The organism is Psychrobacter sp. Pi2-52, from assembly GCF_904846705.1.
Taxonomy (GTDB): Bacteria; Pseudomonadota; Gammaproteobacteria; order Pseudomonadales; family Moraxellaceae; genus Psychrobacter.
The window spans coordinates 1-21,377 of record NZ_CAJHBS010000001.1 but is presented as its reverse complement, the minus strand read 5'-3'; the positions used below and the strand labels follow the sequence as shown (position 1 = coordinate 21,377).

The 21,377-nt window shown below is 42.6% G+C and carries 16 protein-coding genes and 1 tRNA gene; 6 read left to right on the top strand and 11 right to left on the bottom strand.

Annotated elements, in window-relative coordinates:
* The first annotated feature begins 95 nt into the window (after positions 1–95).
* Genes JMY00_RS00085 through JMY00_RS00075 form a run of 3 tightly spaced genes read left to right on the top strand, consistent with a single transcriptional unit; the run spans position 96 to position 4,913 of the window.
* Positions 96–764: a hypothetical protein gene (locus JMY00_RS00085; protein WP_201578637.1), complete on the top strand. Its 669-nt coding sequence runs from the start codon at positions 96–98 to the stop codon at positions 762–764.
* Complete coding sequence (locus JMY00_RS00080) at positions 761–4,060, top strand: HsdR family type I site-specific deoxyribonuclease (RefSeq protein ID WP_201578636.1); 3,300 nt, start codon at positions 761–763, stop codon at positions 4,058–4,060. The genes JMY00_RS00085 and JMY00_RS00080 overlap by 4 nt, the downstream gene beginning before the upstream one ends.
* 28 nt (positions 4,061–4,088) lie before the next feature.
* Positions 4,089–4,913: a SprT family zinc-dependent metalloprotease gene (locus tag JMY00_RS00075; protein WP_201578635.1), complete on the top strand. Its 825-nt coding sequence runs from the start codon at positions 4,089–4,091 to the stop codon at positions 4,911–4,913.
* 119 nt (positions 4,914–5,032) lie between these two features.
* Here the strand turns inward: JMY00_RS00075 and JMY00_RS00070 are convergent, their stop codons facing one another.
* Together JMY00_RS00070 and JMY00_RS00065 are read right to left on the bottom strand one after the other, a co-directional pair.
* Positions 5,033–5,932, bottom strand: coding sequence for an SMP-30/gluconolactonase/LRE family protein (locus JMY00_RS00070; RefSeq protein WP_201578634.1), 900 nt, complete (start codon positions 5,930–5,932; stop codon positions 5,033–5,035).
* Positions 5,933–5,981: 49 nt separating this feature from the next.
* On the bottom strand, positions 5,982–7,145 hold the full coding sequence (locus tag JMY00_RS00065; protein ID WP_201578633.1) for an iron-containing alcohol dehydrogenase: 1,164 nt from the start codon (positions 7,143–7,145) through the stop codon (positions 5,982–5,984).
* A gap of 490 nt (positions 7,146–7,635) precedes the next feature.
* Here JMY00_RS00065 and JMY00_RS00060 point away from each other — a divergent pair, with 490 nt between their 5' ends.
* Entirely contained in the window at positions 7,636–8,682 is a 1,047-nt protein-coding gene (locus tag JMY00_RS00060; RefSeq protein ID WP_201578632.1) for a TRAP transporter substrate-binding protein, read from the top strand.
* A gap of 102 nt (positions 8,683–8,784) precedes the next feature.
* Here JMY00_RS00060 and JMY00_RS00055 read toward each other — a convergent pair whose 3' ends face one another.
* Genes JMY00_RS00055 through JMY00_RS00040 form a run of 4 tightly spaced genes read right to left on the bottom strand, consistent with a single transcriptional unit; the run spans position 8,785 to position 10,826 of the window.
* Positions 8,785–9,105: a hypothetical protein gene (locus tag JMY00_RS00055; protein ID WP_201578631.1), complete on the bottom strand. Its 321-nt coding sequence runs from the start codon at positions 9,103–9,105 to the stop codon at positions 8,785–8,787.
* A gap of 10 nt (positions 9,106–9,115) precedes the next feature.
* Positions 9,116–9,406, bottom strand: a complete 291-nt coding sequence (locus JMY00_RS00050; RefSeq protein WP_201578630.1) for a hypothetical protein — start codon at positions 9,404–9,406, stop codon at positions 9,116–9,118.
* Positions 9,403–10,599 carry a DUF3596 domain-containing protein gene (locus JMY00_RS00045; RefSeq protein ID WP_201578629.1) on the bottom strand — a complete coding sequence of 399 codons (1,197 nt, stop codon included), beginning with the start codon at positions 10,597–10,599 and terminating at the stop codon, positions 9,403–9,405. Before JMY00_RS00045 ends, JMY00_RS00050 begins: the two co-directional genes overlap by 4 nt.
* A gap of 11 nt (positions 10,600–10,610) precedes the next feature.
* Positions 10,611–10,826 carry a hypothetical protein gene (locus JMY00_RS00040; protein ID WP_075107543.1) on the bottom strand — a complete coding sequence of 72 codons (216 nt, stop codon included), beginning with the start codon at positions 10,824–10,826 and terminating at the stop codon, positions 10,611–10,613.
* Between the two features lie 117 nt (positions 10,827–10,943).
* Here JMY00_RS00040 and JMY00_RS00035 point away from each other — a divergent pair, with 117 nt between their 5' ends.
* Entirely contained in the window at positions 10,944–11,171 is a 228-nt protein-coding gene (locus JMY00_RS00035; RefSeq protein WP_201578798.1) for a helix-turn-helix transcriptional regulator, read from the top strand.
* A 229-nt stretch (positions 11,172–11,400) separates the two neighbouring features.
* Here the strand turns inward: JMY00_RS00035 and JMY00_RS00030 are convergent.
* Positions 11,401–11,477: transfer RNA gene (locus JMY00_RS00030), tRNA-Val, on the bottom strand.
* A 311-nt stretch (positions 11,478–11,788) separates the two neighbouring features.
* Here JMY00_RS00030 and JMY00_RS00025 point away from each other — a divergent pair.
* Complete coding sequence (locus JMY00_RS00025) at positions 11,789–12,766, top strand: glutathione S-transferase family protein (protein ID WP_201578628.1); 978 nt, start codon at positions 11,789–11,791, stop codon at positions 12,764–12,766.
* Positions 12,767–12,854: 88 nt separating this feature from the next.
* On the opposite strand, the gene hemB is transcribed toward JMY00_RS00025, so the two are convergent.
* The 4 genes from hemB to JMY00_RS00005 form a co-directional block, all read right to left on the bottom strand.
* Positions 12,855–13,862 (bottom strand): porphobilinogen synthase, encoded by a 1,008-nt coding sequence (gene hemB / locus JMY00_RS00020; protein WP_201578627.1) that lies wholly within the window; start codon positions 13,860–13,862, stop codon positions 12,855–12,857.
* A 283-nt stretch (positions 13,863–14,145) separates the two neighbouring features.
* The gene (locus JMY00_RS00015) at positions 14,146–15,960 is read right to left on the bottom strand and encodes an efflux transporter outer membrane subunit (RefSeq protein WP_201578626.1); all 1,815 of its coding nucleotides are present in this window, start codon (positions 15,958–15,960) and stop codon (positions 14,146–14,148) included.
* Entirely contained in the window at positions 15,957–19,187 is a 3,231-nt protein-coding gene (locus tag JMY00_RS00010) for an efflux RND transporter permease subunit (RefSeq protein WP_201578625.1), read from the bottom strand. The genes JMY00_RS00015 and JMY00_RS00010 overlap by 4 nt, the downstream gene beginning before the upstream one ends.
* A 34-nt stretch (positions 19,188–19,221) precedes the next feature.
* Positions 19,222–20,631: an efflux RND transporter periplasmic adaptor subunit gene (locus JMY00_RS00005; protein ID WP_201578624.1), complete on the bottom strand. Its 1,410-nt coding sequence runs from the start codon at positions 20,629–20,631 to the stop codon at positions 19,222–19,224.
* Between the last annotated feature and the right edge of the window lie 746 nt (positions 20,632–21,377).

Below are 21,377 nucleotides of genomic sequence, written 5' to 3'. Positions count from 1 at the left end.
TATCGATTAGGCAGCACTTAATATAACCGCCATGCTTACTGCCCTTTGGGTGACGCGTAACCTTGGCGGTTTTTCTTTGCTAGAGGTAATCCCGAATGAGTAAAGTTGAGCTTCCACCAGCAGTGCTAGATTGCTTAAAAAACGATATGCAGATTGAGATGGAGCATTTCTTTAAGAAGTACGATAGTTTTGATGACAGCTTTAAGGTAATAGCAAATAAATTACTTGTTGATATGCTGAGAGTTTCAAAAAAATCATCTTCATTTAACAAAGATGTCAGTTTGTATGAAGATGGTACTCATGAACAAAATGAATTTATGGATGCGATGTTTGATTGCTTCAAGTTATTTAATGAATTGCAGAGTAGCAAGATAGACTTACTCAAAAGGATATATAAACACCATAGCCGATCTGAGGGCTATTGGTTTCCAGTAGTAGTAATTTCAAAGCCACTAGCTAGTTATCTAAATGAACCAACAGAATTTATTTTGTATAGGGGTTGCTACTTAGATGAATATAGTAATAAGGACTACAGGCAATCGTGGACTTCAGACTTAGATACCGCTAAAAGATTTGCTTTTATTTATGGTGACTACAATAAAAATAATAGAGTTGTAATTAAAGCCAAAGTTAAGAGTACGGATATTGCTTGGATTGTAGGAAGTATTACTGAACATGAAGTTGTTTTATTACCTGATTTCGCACCTATCGAAGATGCTATTGAATTGAGCTATACCCAATATTGTGAGAGTAAAAATCAATGAATACACCCAGTATCAACTTCGCCGAAGAATTCAGCTCAAAAATCCCTGCCCTAACCTTGCTGACAACATTAGGCTATGAGTTCATACCACCCAGTCAATGCAGTGCCATGCGCTCAAAAGTGGTTTCAAATAAGGCCACTGACCAAGTCGTATTACTGCCCATCATGCGTGCATTTTTAGCCAAGCAAACTTTTACATTTGAAGGTCAGGCGCATCATTTGTCAGACAGTGCCATTGATAAAATCATGCACGAGCTGAATCCCGCCATGAATTTAGGCTTGCAGGCTGCGAACGAGGCGCTATATAACGCTATGCTCTATGGCGTGACCGTGACTGAGTTTATCGATGGTAAAAAGACTTCGCAGACTATCGCTCTGATAGATTGGAATAACATCGATAATAATAGCTTTCACGTTACCGAAGAGCTGGTGGTACTCAATAGTGAGGGTACGAGTAGTCGTAGACCTGATATCGTCTGCTTTGTGAATGGTCTACCGCTGGCAGTGATCGAAGCCAAACGTCCTGACTCGAGTAGAGAGTGGCAATCGACCAATGCCCAAGCGGTGTCCCAGCATATCCGTAATCAAAAGCCAAAAGAAATTCCGCATCTATTTGCCTATAGCCAGTTATTATTAGCGGTTAATGGTAATGACGGTCTGTATGCTACCTGCGGTACGCCTGAGAAGTTTTGGGCAAAATGGGTCGAAGAAGAGATCTCTGAGCTTGAGTTTCATCGTTTAAAAAATCAAGCGCTCAGTGATGAGCAGATTGATAACTTGTTTGGTGATCGTCCTACCTCTATCAAAGATGAATATCAGTCATTAGTTGATGGCGGTGATCTAGCTGTCACCGACCAAGACCGCTTAATCATCAGCCTTTTACAGCCTGAGCGTCTGCTTGAAATGACACGCATGTTTACTTTGTTTGATAAAAAGGCTGGCAAAATTGTTGCTCGTTATCAGCAAGTCTTTGGTATCAAAGCCTTGATTGAACGTATCAGTACCTTTGACGAGAAGGGTAGTCGTGAGGGCGGTGTCATTTGGCATACCACAGGCAGTGGTAAATCTTTCACGATGGTATTCTTCTCCAAAGCACTTATTTGGTTAGAAGAACTCGCCAAGTGCCGTGTCATTGTGGTCACCGACCGTGTTGATCTAGAAACTCAGCTTAGTCAAACCTTTGCTTCTGGTGGCGTATTATCCGATCGCGATAAATCCGATGCCATGGCAACTTCCGGTCGCCGTCTAGCGCAGCAAATCGGTCACGGTAACGAGCGCGTTATCTTCTCTATCATTAATAAGTTTGGCTCAGCCGTTAAGTATGATGAATGCTATAACGACAGCCCAAATATCATCGTCATGGTCGATGAAGGTCACCGTAGCCAAAACGGTGAGAATAATATTCGCATGGCACAAGCACTGCCAAACGCAGCCTTCATTGCCTTTACAGGTACGCCATTGCTTAAGGATGATAAGACTGAGAATAAATTCGGTAGCATTATTCACTCTTATACCATGCAGCAAGCAGTCAAAGATAAAACCGTCACGCCACTGTTATACGAAGAGCGTATCCCTGAATTGAATACTAATGACCAAGCGATTGATGCTTGGTTTGACCGTATCACCCAAAAGCTTACTGATGATCAAAAAACCGATCTCAAACGTAAGTTCTCACAAAAAGGTCAAATCTATCAGGTTGAAGGTCGTATTGAGCTGATCGCTCATGACATCTCTGATCACTTCCAAAATTTTAAACAGCAGCATCTAAAAGGTCAGTTGGCTTGTGACTCTAAAGCCTCAGCTATCCGTTATAAAATGGCATTAGATAAGATTGGCAAAGTGACCTCAGTGGTTGCCATGTCGCCACCGGATACCCGTGAGGGGCATGACACCGTCGATGGCGAGTCAAAAGACATCGTTCAGAACTGGTGGCAAGCCAATGTCGCCAAAGAGTATGGCGGTGACGAAAAGGCCTATACCAAAGCCATCATAGAAGCCTTTAGTCAAGATGATGGCCCTGACATTATGATTGTCGTTGATAAGCTACTAACGGGATTTGATGAGCCAAAGAATACCGTGCTGTATATTGATAAGCCCTTAAAGCAGCATAACTTGATTCAGGCGATTGCACGGGTAAACCGCTTGCACGAGAAGAAACGCTTTGGTTATCTGATTGATTATCGTGGCATCCTAAAAGAGCTAGATATTACCATTGAGAAATACCAAGACTTAGCAGAACGTACGCAAGGTGGCTTTGATATCGAAGACCTTAAGGGTCTGTATAACGCGATGGATACCGAGTATAAGCAGCTACCAAGACTGCATAGCGAGCTGTGGGCAATATTCTCATCAGTGAAAAACAAGCAAGACGGACAGGCGCTAAGACAAGTGCTAGCACCTAAGATGCAAGAGATCGACGGCAGAGTAGTCGATACCAAGCTCAAAGAACGTGATGATTTCTATGCGGCTTTAACGGCATTTTCTAACGCGATGAAAATTGCGTTGCAATCGGCGTCTTTCTTTGAAGACAAATCATTCGATAGCAAGCGTGATCGCTACAAAGCCGATCTAAAAGCCTTTATCAATCTACGTAAGCAAGTACGCGAGGATGCTGATGAAACCATCGATTACGATGAGTATGAAGCGGATATTCGCAGCTTACTTGATAAGCACATTGCAGGGCTTGAAGTTCGTGAGGCAAAAGGTGCTTACTTGGTTGGCAACTTAGGTAAGGATGTTAAGCCTGAAGAATTAAGCGATGATGAAGCGCGCAACCAAACCGATAAAATCACTGGTCGTGTCACTAAGATGATTGAACAAGATCTGGCTGATGATCCTTATGCTCAAGAGTATTTTTCTAAATTGCTTAAGCAAGCGATTGCTGATGCTAAAGCCATGTTCGATGCACCCGTGAAGCAGTACATGATGTTTGCTGACTTTGAGCAAGCCGTCAAAGACCGTGATGTCGCTGATGTGCCAAATGCGTTTATCGATGATAGTGGTAAGTTAAACAAACATCCTCAGGCGTACTTTGGTTTGTTTAAGCATTTATTTGATGCTGATTTCTTAGCAGACAAAGAGCTAGATAACGACAAGCTAGTCGCTTACGCTTTTGAGATTGATAAGATCGTTAAGACAGCAGTGGCTGAGTATTCTATCAATCCAGCAGAAATTGAGAATGCTATTAGTGTCAAATTGCTACCGATGTTATTTATGGATTTGGGTATCGATAAAGCGCAACAACTCATCGAAGAAGTGCTAAAGATTACCCGACTTGGACTTTCAAGAGACAAGTAGGCTAAGAGCAGTAAGAGGGTAGTAGGTAATGACTGAGAATGGCGTATTTTATTATGGTCAAGATAAGATTGATTATGAAGTCGTGCGTAAAGAAGTAACTTATAAAGAAAAGATAAAGAAACCTGAAAGCGACAAGCTGATTGCTAAAAAGGCTAAGCCTCGAAAAGTGATCATTAAAGTACATCCTGATCAGCGTGTGGTTGCCACCGCACCTGTCGATGCGACTGATGAGATGATTTATGATGCCATGATGAAGCGTGCGCGCTGGATATGGCAAAGCCTACAGGACTTTGCCAAACAACAAGATCATGTATTGCCTAAGCGTTATGTTAGCGGTGAGACCCAATTTTATCTGGGTCGTCGTTATGTGTTAAAAGTGGTAACTAATGCAGCAGCTGCTGATGAGATACACAGCAGGGTGAAGCTTAGTTGCGGTAAGCTGAATGTAGAACTATCTCAAAGTGATTCTGAGTTGGACACTGAAGAACGAGCTGTCTTAGTTAAACGTCTTATTGATGAATGGTATAAAAATAAAGCCAAGCTTATCTTTATAGAACGCCTAGAGACAGTATTACCTAAAGCAGCGTGGGTAACTGACATACCAGCTTTCAGATTGCTAGTTATGAAGAAGCAATGGGGCAGCTGCTCTACTAAAGGCAATCTAATACTTAATCAGCACTTAGTAAAAGCACCAAAGGAATGCATTGATTATGTAATATTGCATGAGCTATGTCATATAGCTGAGCATAATCATAGCGAGCAATTTTGGCGCTTATTAACGCAAGTAATGCCGAACTGGCAAGAGGTAAAAGCGAGGCTTGATGAGATGGCTGAGCTTTATTTGAATGAGTAAATCATAATACCTTTATCGCAATTAACATAAAAACCACCTTCAAAAAAGTAGCTAGCTATCAACTAAAATAACCCGCGTCAGGCGGGTTATTTTAAGTTCAGTTCTGAAACGCTTTTTAACTATGGCGTACCTGCATGCCCCACTTTCACTTGCACAGCTAACATACGTCCTTTGGTTTCTACCTTGCGAGAGGCCTCATCCCAGTCTGGCGCCGCGCACATAAATAATGTCTTACCATCATGTCCACCAAGAGTAACCGCAAAGATACCATCAGGTGCAGTATCGATAGTTTCTAAAATTTCACCACCCTCTGCTATGCGTACCGCTCGCTGGTTTATGGTATCTGCGATCCACACAGCACCCTCGGCATCCAAAGCCAAACCATCAGGTAATATGCTGGCATTTTCTATACGTAGACCCAGATTTGGCTCATCACCTAATTCTCCAAAATTAGCAAAATCACGCTTGTCTCCGAGGCTACCATCTTCTTTGATATCAAACTGCGTAACTTTGTTCCCAAATAGCTCGTTAACGATCAATGTTTTCTGGTCTGCAGAGATAACCATACCATTTGGAAATGCTAATCCTTCAGCAACAACCTTTGAGCTGCCATCAGGCTTAACCAATACAAGCCCTGTGTTTTCATGGTCAGCGCCACCCATCAAATCAAAACCAAAGTTGCCGACATAAGCATTACCATTGACTGAAACCACCATGTCATTGGCATGACCACCGCAATGCTCCCAGATATCAGCGTGAACGACCAAGTTACCATCATTTTCTAGTCGCAAGACTTTGCGGTCTTTCATCGATACAACCAGCAGACGCCCATCAGGCAACCATCCTAAACCGGAAGGTTGATGTTCAACATGGATGATTTTCTCCGCTATTCCTTCATCGTTGACCCGATAAACGCCTTGAGTATAGAAATCGACAAACCACAGCGCATTTTGATACCAGCGAGGCCCTTCTAAATAGTGAAAGTCATCAACGGCAACTTCTATTTCATATTTCGACATAATCATCTTCCTTGATTGATAGACAAAATTATTTAAACAATATTTCTTATCAGGCTATTTCTTCATATATTGCAGTGACTTCCTCTAAAGTCATATCTTTGGGATTGGTGGCAATTAGTCGCGCATAGGTATTGATAACTATGTCGGCTAGAGCAGGAATATCGTTCTTTGTAATATCTAGTTCACTTAAACGGTATTTGAGACCACTGTTTTCCAAAAATATTTTTAGTTGACTAATAAATGAAGTCGCTGCGTCTAAATCTGTCATTCCAGCTGTTTGAGTAGGCATGACAGCACGAGCAAGCTCTGCGTATAGAGGAGCAGCTTCTGATAAGTTAAATGTAAAAACACCGCACATGACGAGTGCATTAGCATGTCCATGTGGAATGTGGAAGTTAATACTAAGCGGGTAGGAGAGCCCGTGAACAGCGGCTACAGAGGCATTGACGAAGGCGATGCCTGCTAACGTAGAACCTAACAGCATATCGGCACGAGCATCAATATCGTCACCTTGGTTTAACACTTTTTCAAAATTATTCCAAAGCATTTGTAAGCCTTTTAGGGCTAATGCATCTGAAATAGGATTCTTTTTAGTACGACTCGTGTAGGCTTCAATACAATGCACCATAGCATCAAGCGCAGTTGCTGCAGTGATATGACGGGGTAATTTTAGTGTTAATGTTGCATCTAAAATGGCGACGTCAGGTAGGATTTTAGGAGTATAAATAGCTTTTTTACTGCCATCTTTTGCGGTAATCACGGAGACAAAGGTAGACTCTGCGCCCGTACCAGCAGTGGTCGGTATGGCAAATAGCGGCAGTTTTTTGAACCCACTAATATCTCTATCTAAAATATCATTAACGGACTGAAAGTCGTTTGGATATAAAGCGACAATCTTCGCTGTATCAATAGAGCTTCCGCCCCCTAAGCCAATGATCAAGTCACATTGATTGTCTCTTGCAAGCCCAATAGCGCTTTCAACAATTTCAATGGGCGGGTCTGCAACGACACTATCGAACACAACGACATTAACACCGGCTTCCTGTAAGGCCTGCTGGGCGATATCGACATAGCCTAGTTCGGAGATACCAGCATCTGTAATAATGATGGCTGATGTTGCAGAATATTGTTTTGCTAAAACACCTAGCTTTTGGCGCATGCTGTCAGCTTCGCTGACAATATGACCATTAGTATAAAATTCAATCCCTGTCATTTTGTTCTTCCTTGTATATATATACTCACTTGTTGAGAACAAACGATGCAAAAGTAAGAGTGCTTTTATATTGATTAGACTCTTATAAGGCGTCAATGCTTTTCAAGCGTATTAGGTAACTACTTACCTTATTAACATTTTTACTTTCAATACATTTTTTACAAAAGCAGTGTGCAGTGAGCTGCAAAAAAACGTATTAAAAGATTCTAGGTACCAGAAAAGTAAGCAATATCTGAATTTATTAGCATGCTTAACTAGCCGATGTTTGTAAGGTATTACATTATCATAAATATTAGAGAATAGTCATTAAATGATTTGACAGCTATCACTTTAGTTGCTAATTTCAGATGAGTGTTCAGTTGTACGTTAAGTATATATTGACCTAATTATTTATAACCACTACTAATGGTGTATTTAACTTACCTGTCAAATACTATAAAAACATAAGTTAAATCAATGAACTTATGACTACTATCAAAAGGAATTGATAATGAAATTAGCACCCATTTTTCTGATAAGTGTGCTAGCCGCGATGAGCCTTTTAGGTTGTTCAAACCAATCTAGTAATGGTACGACTTCTTCAGAAGAGACCACTGTTTTACGTTTCTCACATTTCTATCCTGCAACGTCTGATATTAATAAAGAGATTTTTGAACCTTGGGCAAAAAAAATCGAAGCTGATTCGGGCGGGCGTCTTAAAGTTGAGGTATATCCTTCGGCCACTATCAGTAAAGCGGATACAGCTTATGAGTCTGCTGTAAAAGGAACCATTGATATTGGCTCACAAGTACAAGGTTATACAAGTGGTCGATTCCCACTATCTCAGATTGCAGAGCTTCCAGGATTATCTAACTCATCAACACAAACAGGCTGTATGCTGCAAACCTTGTATGACAATGGTACGATTGCTGACGAGTATAAAGATTCTCACTTGCTCTTTATGTTTGCCACAGGACCTGGAACCTTGCACAGTACTAATAAATTGATCAGAACTCCTGAGGATATGAGAGGTATGCGTATTCGTAGGCCTTCAGCAGTTGCAGGTGACATCATCGAAAGTATGGGAGCTTCTCCTGTGGGGCTACCTGCCAATGATATATATACTTCTTTACAGCGTGGTGTAGTTGATGGATTAAGCTTTCCGTGGGAAGCTATGGAGACTTTCAAACTAAATGAGTTGACGAAGTATCATACTAATATGCCATTTTATAGTTCTGCTTTAATGGTAACTATGAATAAAGCTAAGTATGAGGGTCTGCCAGAGGACTTGAAACAAGTTATTGATGACAATTCAGGTATGGCGCTTAGCAAGAAAGTAGGGGCCATGTGGGATAAGACTTATTCAACGCAGCTACAAGCAGCTATCGATCAAGGAGACGAAGTTGTCGATATCTTAGATCCACTCAATGACCCAGATTGGAAAGACCCACTTGAAAAAGGTACAAAGAAATATCTTGATGATGTGGAGTCTTTAGGACTAGATGCTTACGGGGTCTATGATAAGGCTAAAGAAGCTAGTGTAGTCTGTAAAGTGTAATCTTATAAAAATTTTAGCTAAAATGCTGAACTGACTAAATTGAAAAAGCCCCAACTTTAAGCTGAGGCTTTTTTGTTTTTTTGATTCTAATTATTTCAAGATTTACCTATCTAGGACAAACTGTCCACCAGAAAAGCTAATACATCCTTCACAAAACCAAGAGTTCAGCCTTCTTGCATAAGGTATATCTGCTGGCACATCTAACTGATAGGGACGACCACAGTACTCACAGTGTATGTCATCTAAATAAACCTGACATTTTGCAAGTGTAGCAAATAAAACATCAGTCTCCGTGTTGTGTTCATAACAAAGCAGTTCTAAATGCGCTATATAATCACTGGGCGACACATAGGACCAATACTCATGGCACAAACGCTTTGCTGTATTCTCTAGAGCTGAATCAAAGACGAAGTTCATGCTCATAATACCCTCCTTAGTATCCATAGCCATTTTGTGGTAGTAGCTCGTAGAGCTCACTCTGTAGCTGACTACACATATCATCAAAGACATAGTCGAGATTAGTTTCTAAGCGCTTCTGTACCCATATGCGCAGCGCCGTATGATTATCAAAGCAACTAGCAATACTTAGGAACCTAGCCAAACCAGTACCTGACTGAATACAGAGCTCACAGATAAGGTAGTTAGCAATATTATCTGCACCATTACTGACATAGCCACTAGGTTTAAATGTCGCATGCAGCTTATCGTAATCAATCATTTTCATTGTGAAGTCTCCTTGTCAGTAGATACTTGAGCAATCTGACTGCGATTGACCAATGCTTCAAATGCACTACCATCCTGCCGAGTCATATTCGGTACGTAACGGCTATACGTGTTGAATAGCATCTTGGACGTAGAGTGTCCCATTTGACTGGCAATCCACTCAGGACTTTCGCCAGCAGCTAACCATAGCGTTGCTGCGGTATGACGAGTCTGATAAGCATTACGCTTTTTAAGACCCAAAATTTTAAGAGTAGGGTGCCAAACACGTTTGTTCACGTTGTTGTAATCAAGTGGTTCACCCGTATGCGCGCAAAATACATAGTCAGATTGCTTATAAGTGATAGCCTGCTGTTCCTTCAGAGCATCGTAGACCCAAGGTGACATTTGAATCGCACGGTAAGACTCTTGAGTCTTAGGAGGAACAATTTTGCCTTTGACATAAGCTTGTTTGATCACAATCTCACGTCGATTAAAGTCAATGTTCTCCCAAGTCAATCCATCAATTTCACTCGTACGCATACCTGTGAAAAAACGTACCAGATAATAATTGCGATAGTCTGCTCTTACACCATTAATAAACGTCCAAACCTCATTCAGCGTGAATGGTTGAATATCTGTTTTGGGCTGTTTGAGCGCATTGATATCGTAGTAAGGATTATCAAATTTATAGCGTTTAGCTGCTTCTTTTAGTATCATACCTAAAGGTACCATGATCGAATTGATGCGTGCCGCTGACAGATGTTTGTTAGCTTTTCCGTACGTTACTTTGGCGAGCGATGAACGGAAGGCTAATACATCTGTCTTTTTTATGAGATGAATGGGTTTAGTCCCAAACTTAGCAATCAAGTACATATCAATAATCTCCTTTATTTTACGCTTATAGGTATCGCGCCATTCAATTTCTTTTTCAGAGAACCATAATTCTGCAAACTGTTCAAAAGAGGGCGTATCGGTATTAATGCATTCCTTACGATCGTTTAACGCTACCATCTGTGCTGCTTTGTCACTTTTTGGAAAGTACTTAGCGTAATTGAACAGTCCTAAGATGATTTCTGCTTCCATCTTCTCAATCACTTTTTCAAGCTTCTTGCGATTCGCTGGTGTGTCTGTCAGGTTTGTCGTCTCCCGACAGCGTATACCCATATAGTAAAAATCTACAACAAGCTTGCCGTATCTACTTCTGATACTAGCCATTCTATTTCTCCTTATTGAAGTGCCATGGCATTGACGCTACCGGCGATACCCGTGCGCATATCCTTTTCAATTTCTTCCCAAATGTACAAAATCTTACGACCACCAAATGGACGTATGTAATGAATACCTTCGATAAGCACACTATCCTTGAGCTCATTACGGATAGTACGAGGGTTGTATTTGATGAGCTCAGAAAGCTCTTGGGTAGTTAGGTAGGTATGTGACATAATATGTTCCTTATATAAAGTTTAACCATAATGGTACTTTTAAACACCATAGTTGTAATTTACCATAAATTTATAACTATGCAAGTACTTTTTATAATTATAATTGGAGTTTATAGAATGATAGTTAACCATCTCCCAACTTTGTTAGCTGAAAGAAGGCTAAAAGTAGCGGATGCCGTACGAGCAACAGGGGTAAGCAAGACGACATTACATAAGATATATAACGATCAATCATCTAGAATTGATTTTGATACTATAGATAAGCTTTGTGAGTATTTAGAAGTAGAGGTAGGGGATATTTTTGAATATGTAAAAGAGGATAAAGAGAGAAATACTCAGAAATAGGTTTTAGCTTACAGTTTAAAGTAGAGGTCAAAAAGAGAGTTTTAATTTTAATGGTTTTTAAGGGTCGGTCACGTTTTGGTCACCATTTGGTCACCGTCACTTTTTTAAATGATTTAAATCTGATTGTATAATCATGACTATGAGTCGATATAAGCAAGTATTTTCCGCTACAGCCCATATTTCACGGACAAAAAAAAGCCCCAATCTTAAGATTGGGGCTTTTCGAATCTGGTAGGCGTAATCGGATTCGAACCAACGACCTCTACCATGTCAAGGTAGCGCTCTAACCAACTGAGCTATACGCCTATTTAGGTTGAGCATTTTAGCAAGTTTCCCAGACTTTGCAAGTCTTTTTTAGCTTAAACTTCTTTTATTATCATAATATCTACTATTTAGGCTTATATTAGATATTTGGATATACTTTTGTGTATATTCACTAAATATTAAATTTATTAAGTTTAGTTTTTATTGTTAATAAAAGTGGTGATGCTAATGATTAGACCCTTATAACTGGTATGATGTCTCTCTAAATAATGCGATCATCATGATGATAATGACTTAAAGTTAATCATGCTTAGTAAACGTTAAACAAATATTAAAAACAGTTGGAGAATAACATGGGTCTCTTGGTAGATGGGCAGTGGCAAGACAAGTGGTATGAGACAAAAGAGAGTGGCGGCCGCTTTCAGCGTGAAGATGCTGGTTTTAGAAACTGGGTAACGGTAGATGGTAGCGCAGGGCCTACAGGTATTGAGGGCTTTAAAGCCGAACCTGACCGCTATCATCTATACGTGTCGCTAGCCTGTCCTTGGGCACACCGTACCCTTATCTACCGCAAGCTTAAAGGCTTAGAAGACATCATTCCGATATCTGTGGTTCATCCTTTTATGGGAGAGCACGGCTGGACGTTTGCAGAGGGTGCAGGTGTTGTTGCTGACCCAGTTATCAATGCAGACTATGCCTATGAGCTGTATACCAAGGCCAAGCCAGACTATACAGGCCGTGTCACCGTACCTATCTTGTGGGATAAAAAAACAAACACAATCGTGAGTAATGAATCATCTGAAATTATTCGTATGTTTAACTCTGCCTTTGATGAGGTTGGGGCACTAGCAGGTAATTTTGTGCCAGCATCGTTATTGCCAGAAATCGATGATATTAATGCGTTTGTCTATCCGACGATTAATAATGGGGTGTACAAGGCTGGATTTTCGACCACACAAGATGCTTATGAAGAGGCGGTGATTGAGCTGTTTGCTGCATTAGATACACTGGAAGCGCGCCTAGCAGATAAGCGTTACCTCACAGGGAGCACTATCACCGAAGCGGATTGGCGACTGTTTACCACCTTAGTTCGTTTTGACGCGGTCTATGTTGGGCATTTTAAATGCAACCTGCGTCGTATCGTTGACTATCCAAATCTTTGGGGCTATCTGCGTGATTTATATCAGGTACCTGGTATCGCAGAGACAGTAAATATGAATCATATCAAGCAGCATTATTACACCAGTCATGCCAATATCAACCCCACGCGTATTGTCCCTACTGGCCCAGTGCTTGATTTTAATGAACCCCATGACCGTGCCCGTCTATAGTTTTATTTATCAAAAAATATTTAAAAAAAGCCCCAGCTACTAATAGGCAGCTGGGGCTTTTACATTATAAAAGTTAGTGTAATTACTATTAGGCGTTGTTTAGCTGACGGGCCGCTTCTAGAGCGAAGTAGGTCAAGATACCATCGGCACCAGCACGGCGGAAGCCAATCAGCGACTCTAAAATCACTGCATCACTTAACCAGCCGTTTTGAATGGCTGCCATATGCATAGCATATTCGCCTGAGACTTGATACGCAAAGGTGGGTACGCCAAAGGTATCTTTGACTTCACGAATCAAATCAAGATAAGGCTGACCTGGTTTGATCATGACCATATCTGCGCCTTCGTTGATATCCATAGCCACTTCATGTAGCGCCTCAGCACGATTGCCAAAGTCCATCTGATACTGTTTCTTATGGCCACCTTTTAGGTTACCAGCACTGCCGACAGCATCACGGAATGGACCGTAGTAAGCAGAAGCATATTTGGCTGAGTAAGCCATGATAGCTGTATTCACAAAACCTTCTGCTTCAAACGCGTCACGCATGGCATTGATACGGCCGTCCATCATGTCACTAGGAGAGATGATATCTGCACCGGCGCGCGCATGTACCAACGCCTGCTTGACCAATACTTCGATGGTTGCATCATTGATGACGTAACCGCTGTCATCAAGCAGGCCATCTTGACCATGTGAGGTATAAGGGTCTAATGCTACATCAGTCATGACGACCATTTCTGGCACAGCATCTTTGACCGCTTTTATTGTACGTGCAGTCAGGGCGTTTTCGTCATAAGCGGCGCTACCGTCTGGCGTTTTCAAAGCGTTATCGATCACAGGGAAAAGGTCGATGGTCGTCACACCTTCTGCTAACAGTTCTTTGGCATAGTTGATTAGCAAATCAATCGATAAGCGTTCAACGCCCGGCATACTAGCGATGGTTTCGCGTTGGTTTTCGCCTTCTAAGACAAAGACAGGGGCAATAAAGTGCTTAGGATGCAGCTCTACTTCACGAATCATTGAACGTACGTTGTCATTGTAGCGTAGACGACGTAAGCGAGTAGCAGGGTATTGACGGTTAAAGGTATAGCTCATAATAATTCCTTATGATTGTTTTAATAGTTATCATGTTACATGGTTAAAATAATATCGCTATGAGCGGTATTTTATAGAATTAGCTTATCAAAATCTGTGCTTTATAAGTGGCTGTATATAAAGAGACCTCATATAAAGAGAGCTTACATAAAGTGAGCCTACTATAACCAAAAGACGTCAATAAAAGCAAAAAGCCCTACCACGTTAAGTCGGTAGGGCTGATAGTACGTATCGACTGTCAATGTGATGATAGAGCTGCGTCATCAGATTAAGGCTGGGTCATTTAAGGCTCAACAATCTGGGTCACAGGAACTTGCTCAACACTATTGTTATTGAAGCGAGTCTCTTCAGTGACCACGCCGACAGCGGCATCTTTCTTACCATCGTCATTCACATCGACGATAGCAGTCGGTTCAAAAGTAGTCGTTTCTACCGTTTGCGACTGCTTAATGGCGACAGCTTCTTGCGGCGTAGTCACACGCGCTGAACCAGCTGCTTTGATGGCATTTGTCGCTTTGGTTTTTGAACTAGTAGCAGTTCCAGTGACAATCTGCGCCAAGTTGGTGTGCTGCGGTACAGGGATGACGGTCGGTACATCAAGGTTCGCACCGCCACCAAGCGCTTGGTACAGCTCAATCTGGCTAACGATTTTCTGTAGCTCTAAATCTAGGATACCTTGCTGAGTAGAGAACAGTGAACGCTGCGCGTCAAGTACGTCTAAGTAATTGTCCAGACCTGCTTTAAAGCGCGCATCTGCTATCTGATATGTCTGCTCAAAATTATCTTGCAGACGATACTGCGCCTCTAACTGCTCACCGAGCGTCGCACGTGTAGCAAGTACATCTGACACTTCGCGGAATGCCGTTTGAATAGAGCTCTCATAACTAGCAAGCGTTTGCTTACGTTCAATTTGAGCCACATCGTAATTGGCGTCTAAACGACCTGCATCAAAGATAGGGACGCTAATACTAGGTCCAAACGACCAGCCAACCGCACCATTTTTGAACAAGTCATTTAAGCTGCCGCTACTAACGCCCACACTACTGGTCAAGCTAATAGATGGGAAGTAAGAGGCACGCGCTACTTCGATATTCGCACCAGCCGCTTTTAGGTTGTATTCTGCTTGTAGCACGTCAGGACGATAACGTAGTAATTCACTTGGTAGACCGGCATTAAATATCTGCTGGCTGGTGATATTACTGACAGCAGGTGTTGGGATAAGCTCGTTTGGAATAGCGCCACCAACCAAGTACTGCAATGCATTGCGTGATTGAAGAACGCTGGTCTGGGCACGTAATACGGCAAGCTTGGCATTCTCTAATGAGGCAGAAGACTGTAGTGAAGGTAGCTTAGGATCGATACCTGCTTCAAAACGTTTATCCGCGATAAATAGCGAACGCTCACGACTCTCAACTGTGGCTTCAGCTAGCTTTAACTGCGCTAAGCTGTAGCTTAGGTTGGCGTAGCTTTGCGCAATATTACTAATCAAGCTGATTTGGGTCGCATCTTTGGCTGCTGTGGTCGCCAAAAAGTTCTGCAATGCTTGATCTTTTAAGCTTGAGATTTTACCCCAAAAGTCGAGCTCATAATTGGCAAGACCTAAGTTGACACTGTAGCTACTATTAGGGTTTCGATCAGTACGATTCTGTGCTGAACGAGTATAACCAGCACTGCCATTGATAGCGGGCAAGTCATTAATATCAGTAATCTGATACTGTGCACGAGCTTTTTCAATGGCTAGGCGCGCACTTTCAAAGTCTTTGTTTTTTTCAAGACCGAGAGCAATCAGACCCTTTAGGCGCTCGTCGCTATAAAAATTCTGCCAGCGTTGACTGGCAATGCTTGCTTGGTCAGCACTACTGACAGTTTCTTTATCAAATGCACCGTAAGATTGCTGCATAGGGATATTTGGCTCTGCTAGCACAGGACGCATATCCGCTTTTGGAATGGTGTTACAAGCGGCCATGCTGATTGCCAATGCAGTCAGCCCTAATAGGCGGCCACTGTTTTTGCGCAAACGAGTTAGTGCTGGCTGCGCATCGATAGCTGTAATAGCTACCGATGACGAGTTGATGATAGATGTTTTTTGAGCACTCATTGTGTATTGTCTCCAAGACTTGCAGGCTGATAACTCTCAGAAGGTGTTGGGTTATGCGAGTTAGGCGTACCATTGCCACCATCTTTATCATTGGGTGTGTTGTTCTCATATTTATGCGGGAACGCACTACGCACCCAGATATAGAACATTGGGATAAAGAAGATACCTAAGAGGGTTGCTGTGATTACTCCACCAACAACACTAGTACCAATAGCGTTTTGACTGCCTGAACCTGGCCCATTCGCCAAGAATAATGGCACAACACCCAAACCAAAGGCAAGTGAGGTCATGATAATCGGACGCAAACGTTGGCGTGCTGCGGTCATGACGGCTTCTCTGAGACTGTAACCTTCCTCTTGGTGTTCTTTCGCAAACTCGATAATCAAAATGGCGTTTTTGGCGGATAGACCAACGACAGTCAGTAGACCAACTTGCAAGTAGATATCATTGGCAAAACCACGTAGCCAGGTAAATATCACTGCACCCAATACCCCAAGTGGAATCACTAGTAGCACAGAGAAAGGAATCGACCAGCTTTCGTACAAAGCTGCCAAACATAAGAAGACAACTAGAATTGAAAGCGCATAAAGCATCGGCGCTTGGGCACCTGACTTCTGTTCTTCCAATGACATGCCTGTCCACTCGTAACTGATACCCTCAGGTAGCTTGTCTATCATCGCTTCCATTGAGCTCATTGCTTCACCAGTACTTAGTCCTGGTGCGGCGCTACCTTGGATGTTCATTGACGGTAGGCTGTTGTAACGAGTAAGACGCGGTGAGCCTGACTGCCACTCACTACTAGAGAAGGCATCAAACGAAATCATATCATTCATGTCATTTCGTACATACCATTTACCAATATCATCAGGGTTGGTACGACTGCTGGCTTCACCTTGTACATAGACGCGTTTGATACGGCCACGATCGATGAAGTCATTAACGTAGCTTGAGCCCCACGCTGTCGAGATGACACTGTTGATATTGCTTAGTGACAGGCCATAAGCCGCCGCTTGTTCTTGATTGATATTTACTTTAAGTTGTGGCGAATCTTCTTGACCGTTAGGACGTACGCCAGCCACTTGATCGTTCTGTGCGGCCATACCTAAGAGCATGTTTCGGGCTTCAAGTAGCCCATCATGTCCGAGGTTGCCACTGTCCTGAATCATTAAGTCAAAACCACTGGCATTACCAAGCTCGGTAATCGCTGGTGGTACGATGGCAAATACTTGTGCTTCGTTTAGCTGAGTAAAGAAATACCCCATCGCTCGACCGGCGACAGCTTGAGCGGTGTTTTCATCGCCCGAGCGTTCCTCCCAGTCTGATAAGCGCACAAACGCCAGACCCATATTCTGACCTTGACCTGCAAAACTAAAGCCTGCGATGGTAAAGACCGAAGCGATATTATCGGTTTCTTGGGTATCGTAATAGTTTCTAACTTTATCCAATACGTCTTGCGTCTCATCCAGCGTCGACCCAGCCGGAAGCTGAACCAAGGTAAACATAATACCTTGATCTTCTTCTGGTAAAAACGAGCCTGGAATACGTAAGAACACGACCGCCATGATACCGATGATGGCTGCGTATCCAATCATGTATAACCATTTAAAACGAATACTTTTGCCTACAAAGTTTTCGTACGAACGGCTAAGTTTGAAGAAGCCACGGTTGAACCAACCAAAGAAGCCTTTTTGCTTTTCGGTACTGCCTTTTTCATGACTTTTGCCACGTTTTAACAAGGTCACACATAGGGCAGGGGTAAATACAAGCGCGACCATGGCAGAGAGCACCATGCTGGTAATCAGCGTGATAGAGAACTGACGATAAATCACACCTGTTGAGCCACCAAAGAAGGCCATCGGTACGAATACTGCAGACAAGATAAGCGCAATACCAATAACGATTTTACTGATTTCACCCATTGACTGGATAGTTGCATCTTTGATAGAGATGTGAGGATCTTCTTCTAGTATTCGCTCGACGTTCTCTACAACGACGATCGCATCATCGACCAGTAGACCGATGGACAATACCATGGCAAACATGGTCAATACGTTGATACTAAAGCCTGCAATATACAACACTGCAAAGGTACCCAAGAGTACGACAGGTACCGCAAGGGTCGGGATAATGGTGGCACGCCAGTTCTGTAAGAAAATGAACATAACGATAAATACCAACACAATCGCTTCAATGAGGGTCATAACGACTTGTTCAATAGACAAGCGTACAAATGGTGTGGTGTCATACGGAACGACTGAGGCTAGACCAATTGGGAAGTTTTTTTCCAGCTCAGCCATACGTGCGCCGACGGCTTCACGAGTCTCAAGGGCGTTTGCGCCACCAGCGAGTGAAATACCTAAACCGGCTGCTTCTTGTCCATTATATAAAGACACAACGCTATAGTTTTCACTGCCGATTTCGACATCTGCCACATCGCCTAAGCGTACTTGTGCGCCTGAGGTATCTGTTTTTAGTAGAATGTTTCGGAATTCTTCAGGCGTTTGAAGATAGCTTTGCACCGTGACCGTGGCATTGATAACCTGTTGGTCGGTATCAGCAGGTGCTTGACCCAATTGACCGGCAGATACTTGCGCGTTCTGCGCTCGTATCGCATTGACCACATCTGAAGGTATCATGTTGTAGCTACGTAGGCGTGAAGGGTCAAGCCATACACGCATCGCATAAGTAGAGCCAAAGACTTGAACTTCACCCACACCTTCGACACGACTGATCGAATCGACGACATTAGAGTTAATATAATCGGCAATATCTGCCCGATCCATGGTGCCATCTTCAGAAATAAATGCTTGCACCATCAAAAAGCTGCTAGACGATTTATTGACGTTGACACCTTGACGCTGAACAGACTCAGGCAAGGAGCTCATCGCTGCTTGCAGTTTGTTCTGTACTTGTACTTGAGCTGTGTCAGGATCTGTGCCATTTTCAAAGGTAAGCGTCACTGACGCACTACCATTCGACGAGCTCGACGATGACATATACATCAGACCATCTAGGCCTTTCATACGCTGCTCAATGATCTGTACTACTGAGTTTTCTACGGTTTGCGCATTAGCACCAGGGTAGCTTGCACTGACTGAAATCGTTGGTGGTGCGATACGTGGATATTGTTCAATCGGTAGATTAAGAACGGATATCACCCCGATGAGCATGACCAAAACAGCCAGCACCCATGCAAAAATAGGGCGATTAATAAAAAAACGTGACATAGTATATCCCTAAGTCTTCCTGTCTTGAATGGAATTAGTTGGCAGCGGCTTCTGTTGGTTTTTCGGTAGAAGTCTCATCGCCAGCTGGCTTTTTATCCATCGTTTTTGCGGCTTGCTGCGGCGTTTTGGTATTAGTCGCATTTGGTGCAGCTGGTGCAGCTGGTGCTGGATTTGCGCTTTCTAAAGGTTTAGCGACCACTTCTTGGTCAGGTTTAACCTTAGAACCGCCAATCACAACCACTTTGTCACCTGCTTTCAAGCCTTCAGTGACGACCCATTGTCCATCGTAAGTACCATTAATGGTGATCGGACGTACTTGGATTTTATTATTTTCGTCAACGATATAGACTTGCGTCTCACTCTTAGGCGTACGAGTGACCGCACTTTGCGGAACAAGAGCTGCGTTGGTAATAACACTCTGCGTCAAACGTGCCGTGACATACATACCTGGTAGCAGGATGTTATTGCTGTTTGGGAAAATAGCACGCAATGTGACAGCACCTGTTGACTCGTCAACTTTGGCTTCCGACAGTGCAAGTTTACCGCGTACTGGGTAAACAGAACCGTCTTCTAGCACCAATTCAACTGAGTTCATACCTGGCTGAGCAGTACCATCTGCAATCTGCTGACGAAGCTTGAGCAACTCAGAAGAAGACTGGCTGATATCGACGTAGATAGGGTCTAAGCGTGAAATAGTCACCAATGGATCGGCTTGACCAGCACTGACTAGAGTACCAGCAGTGACGCTAGAGCGATCAGTACGACCGGTAAGCGGTGCGCGTACGATTGTACGGTTTAGATCTAAAGTACTGGCTTCTAAACCTGCTTTTGCAGTCTGAATGCCTGCTTTTGCACTCTCAATACCTGCTTGAGTTTGACCGACAGCGGCGGCGGCGCTTTGTACTGCTGCTTGTGCTGTACGTACGGCTGTTTGTGCTTGATCGTACTGCTGCTTTGAGATGGCATCAATACTGACCAGACCTTGCAGACGTTGTAAGTCATTTTGCGCTTGTGCTAATGACGCTTGACGACTGACCAACTCAGCTTTTGCATTGGCATTGTTTGCCACAGCAGTTTGATAGTTAGCCTGTGATTGCTGTACGGCAGCTTGGCCACTCGTTACAGATGAGGCATAGTTGTCAGTGTTGATGCGATACAGTGGCTGACCTTTTTTGACGTTGCTTCCTTCACGGAATAGTACTTCGTCAATCACACCGTTGACCTGTGGGCGGACGTCGGCAGTTTGATAAGCTGCAGTACGACCAGAAAAAGTTTGTACTTGAGGGACGGTATCGAGAGTGACTGTCTGAACGTTGACAACCGCAGGCGGCATTTGCTGCTGTGCGGCTTGCTCACCAGCGGCGTCCTCGTTGTTGTCACAGCCAACCAGTACAGCTCCAGATAGTACAGATGCTATTACAAGCGCAAGATAAGAGTGCTTCATCAATGTCCTCGGCAATATATATAAATAGTGACAGTATAAAAATCGATCAATAAGTTTGGCGTACTGAATATAAGAGTCTTGCTAATGCTAAATAAAAAGAGTAAATAGCCTAAGCTAGCACTATTTACTCCAATTTCAGATGATTCCGTTAGCGAAATATGACTAATAAAAAATCTGACATCGATATGGATTAAATATCGAAAGGATTATTTAGCCTTAATTGTTTAAGCAAACCACAGAATGGATTAATAAATTTAATAAGTCATTATAAACTATTGGGGTAACCCCACAGTCAAGTAGTTTGCGATACGAGCTGGATCTAAAAGCGGTAATATTACAGTTTACGAATTAATAGATTACCGTCATAGTAAGCGTCGTCTCTATTAACAGCTAATAGAACCATGCACAACCTAGTATCAAAATATATTGTAAACTTTTGTTATAAATCTAAAACCCTATAGTAACTAAGGTTTTTAAACGATAGAAAATCGACTTTGTCAACAAAATGACAATTTTAGCAACCCCTAATTACAGTCATAAAAAATAACTATCAGTATCTCTCTAACAAACGTCATCAAACTTTGACCGACTGTCCAAAAAGCCTTATACGATTATAGTACTGCAAGAATGTATGAAACTTAAAGAAAGGTAACGATTTGGCTGACATGCTATAGTCAGTTCAAAATAAAATTGTTATGGTTAGGACAAACATCATAAAACAACTTGGATAAGTCGTTTTCCAACCA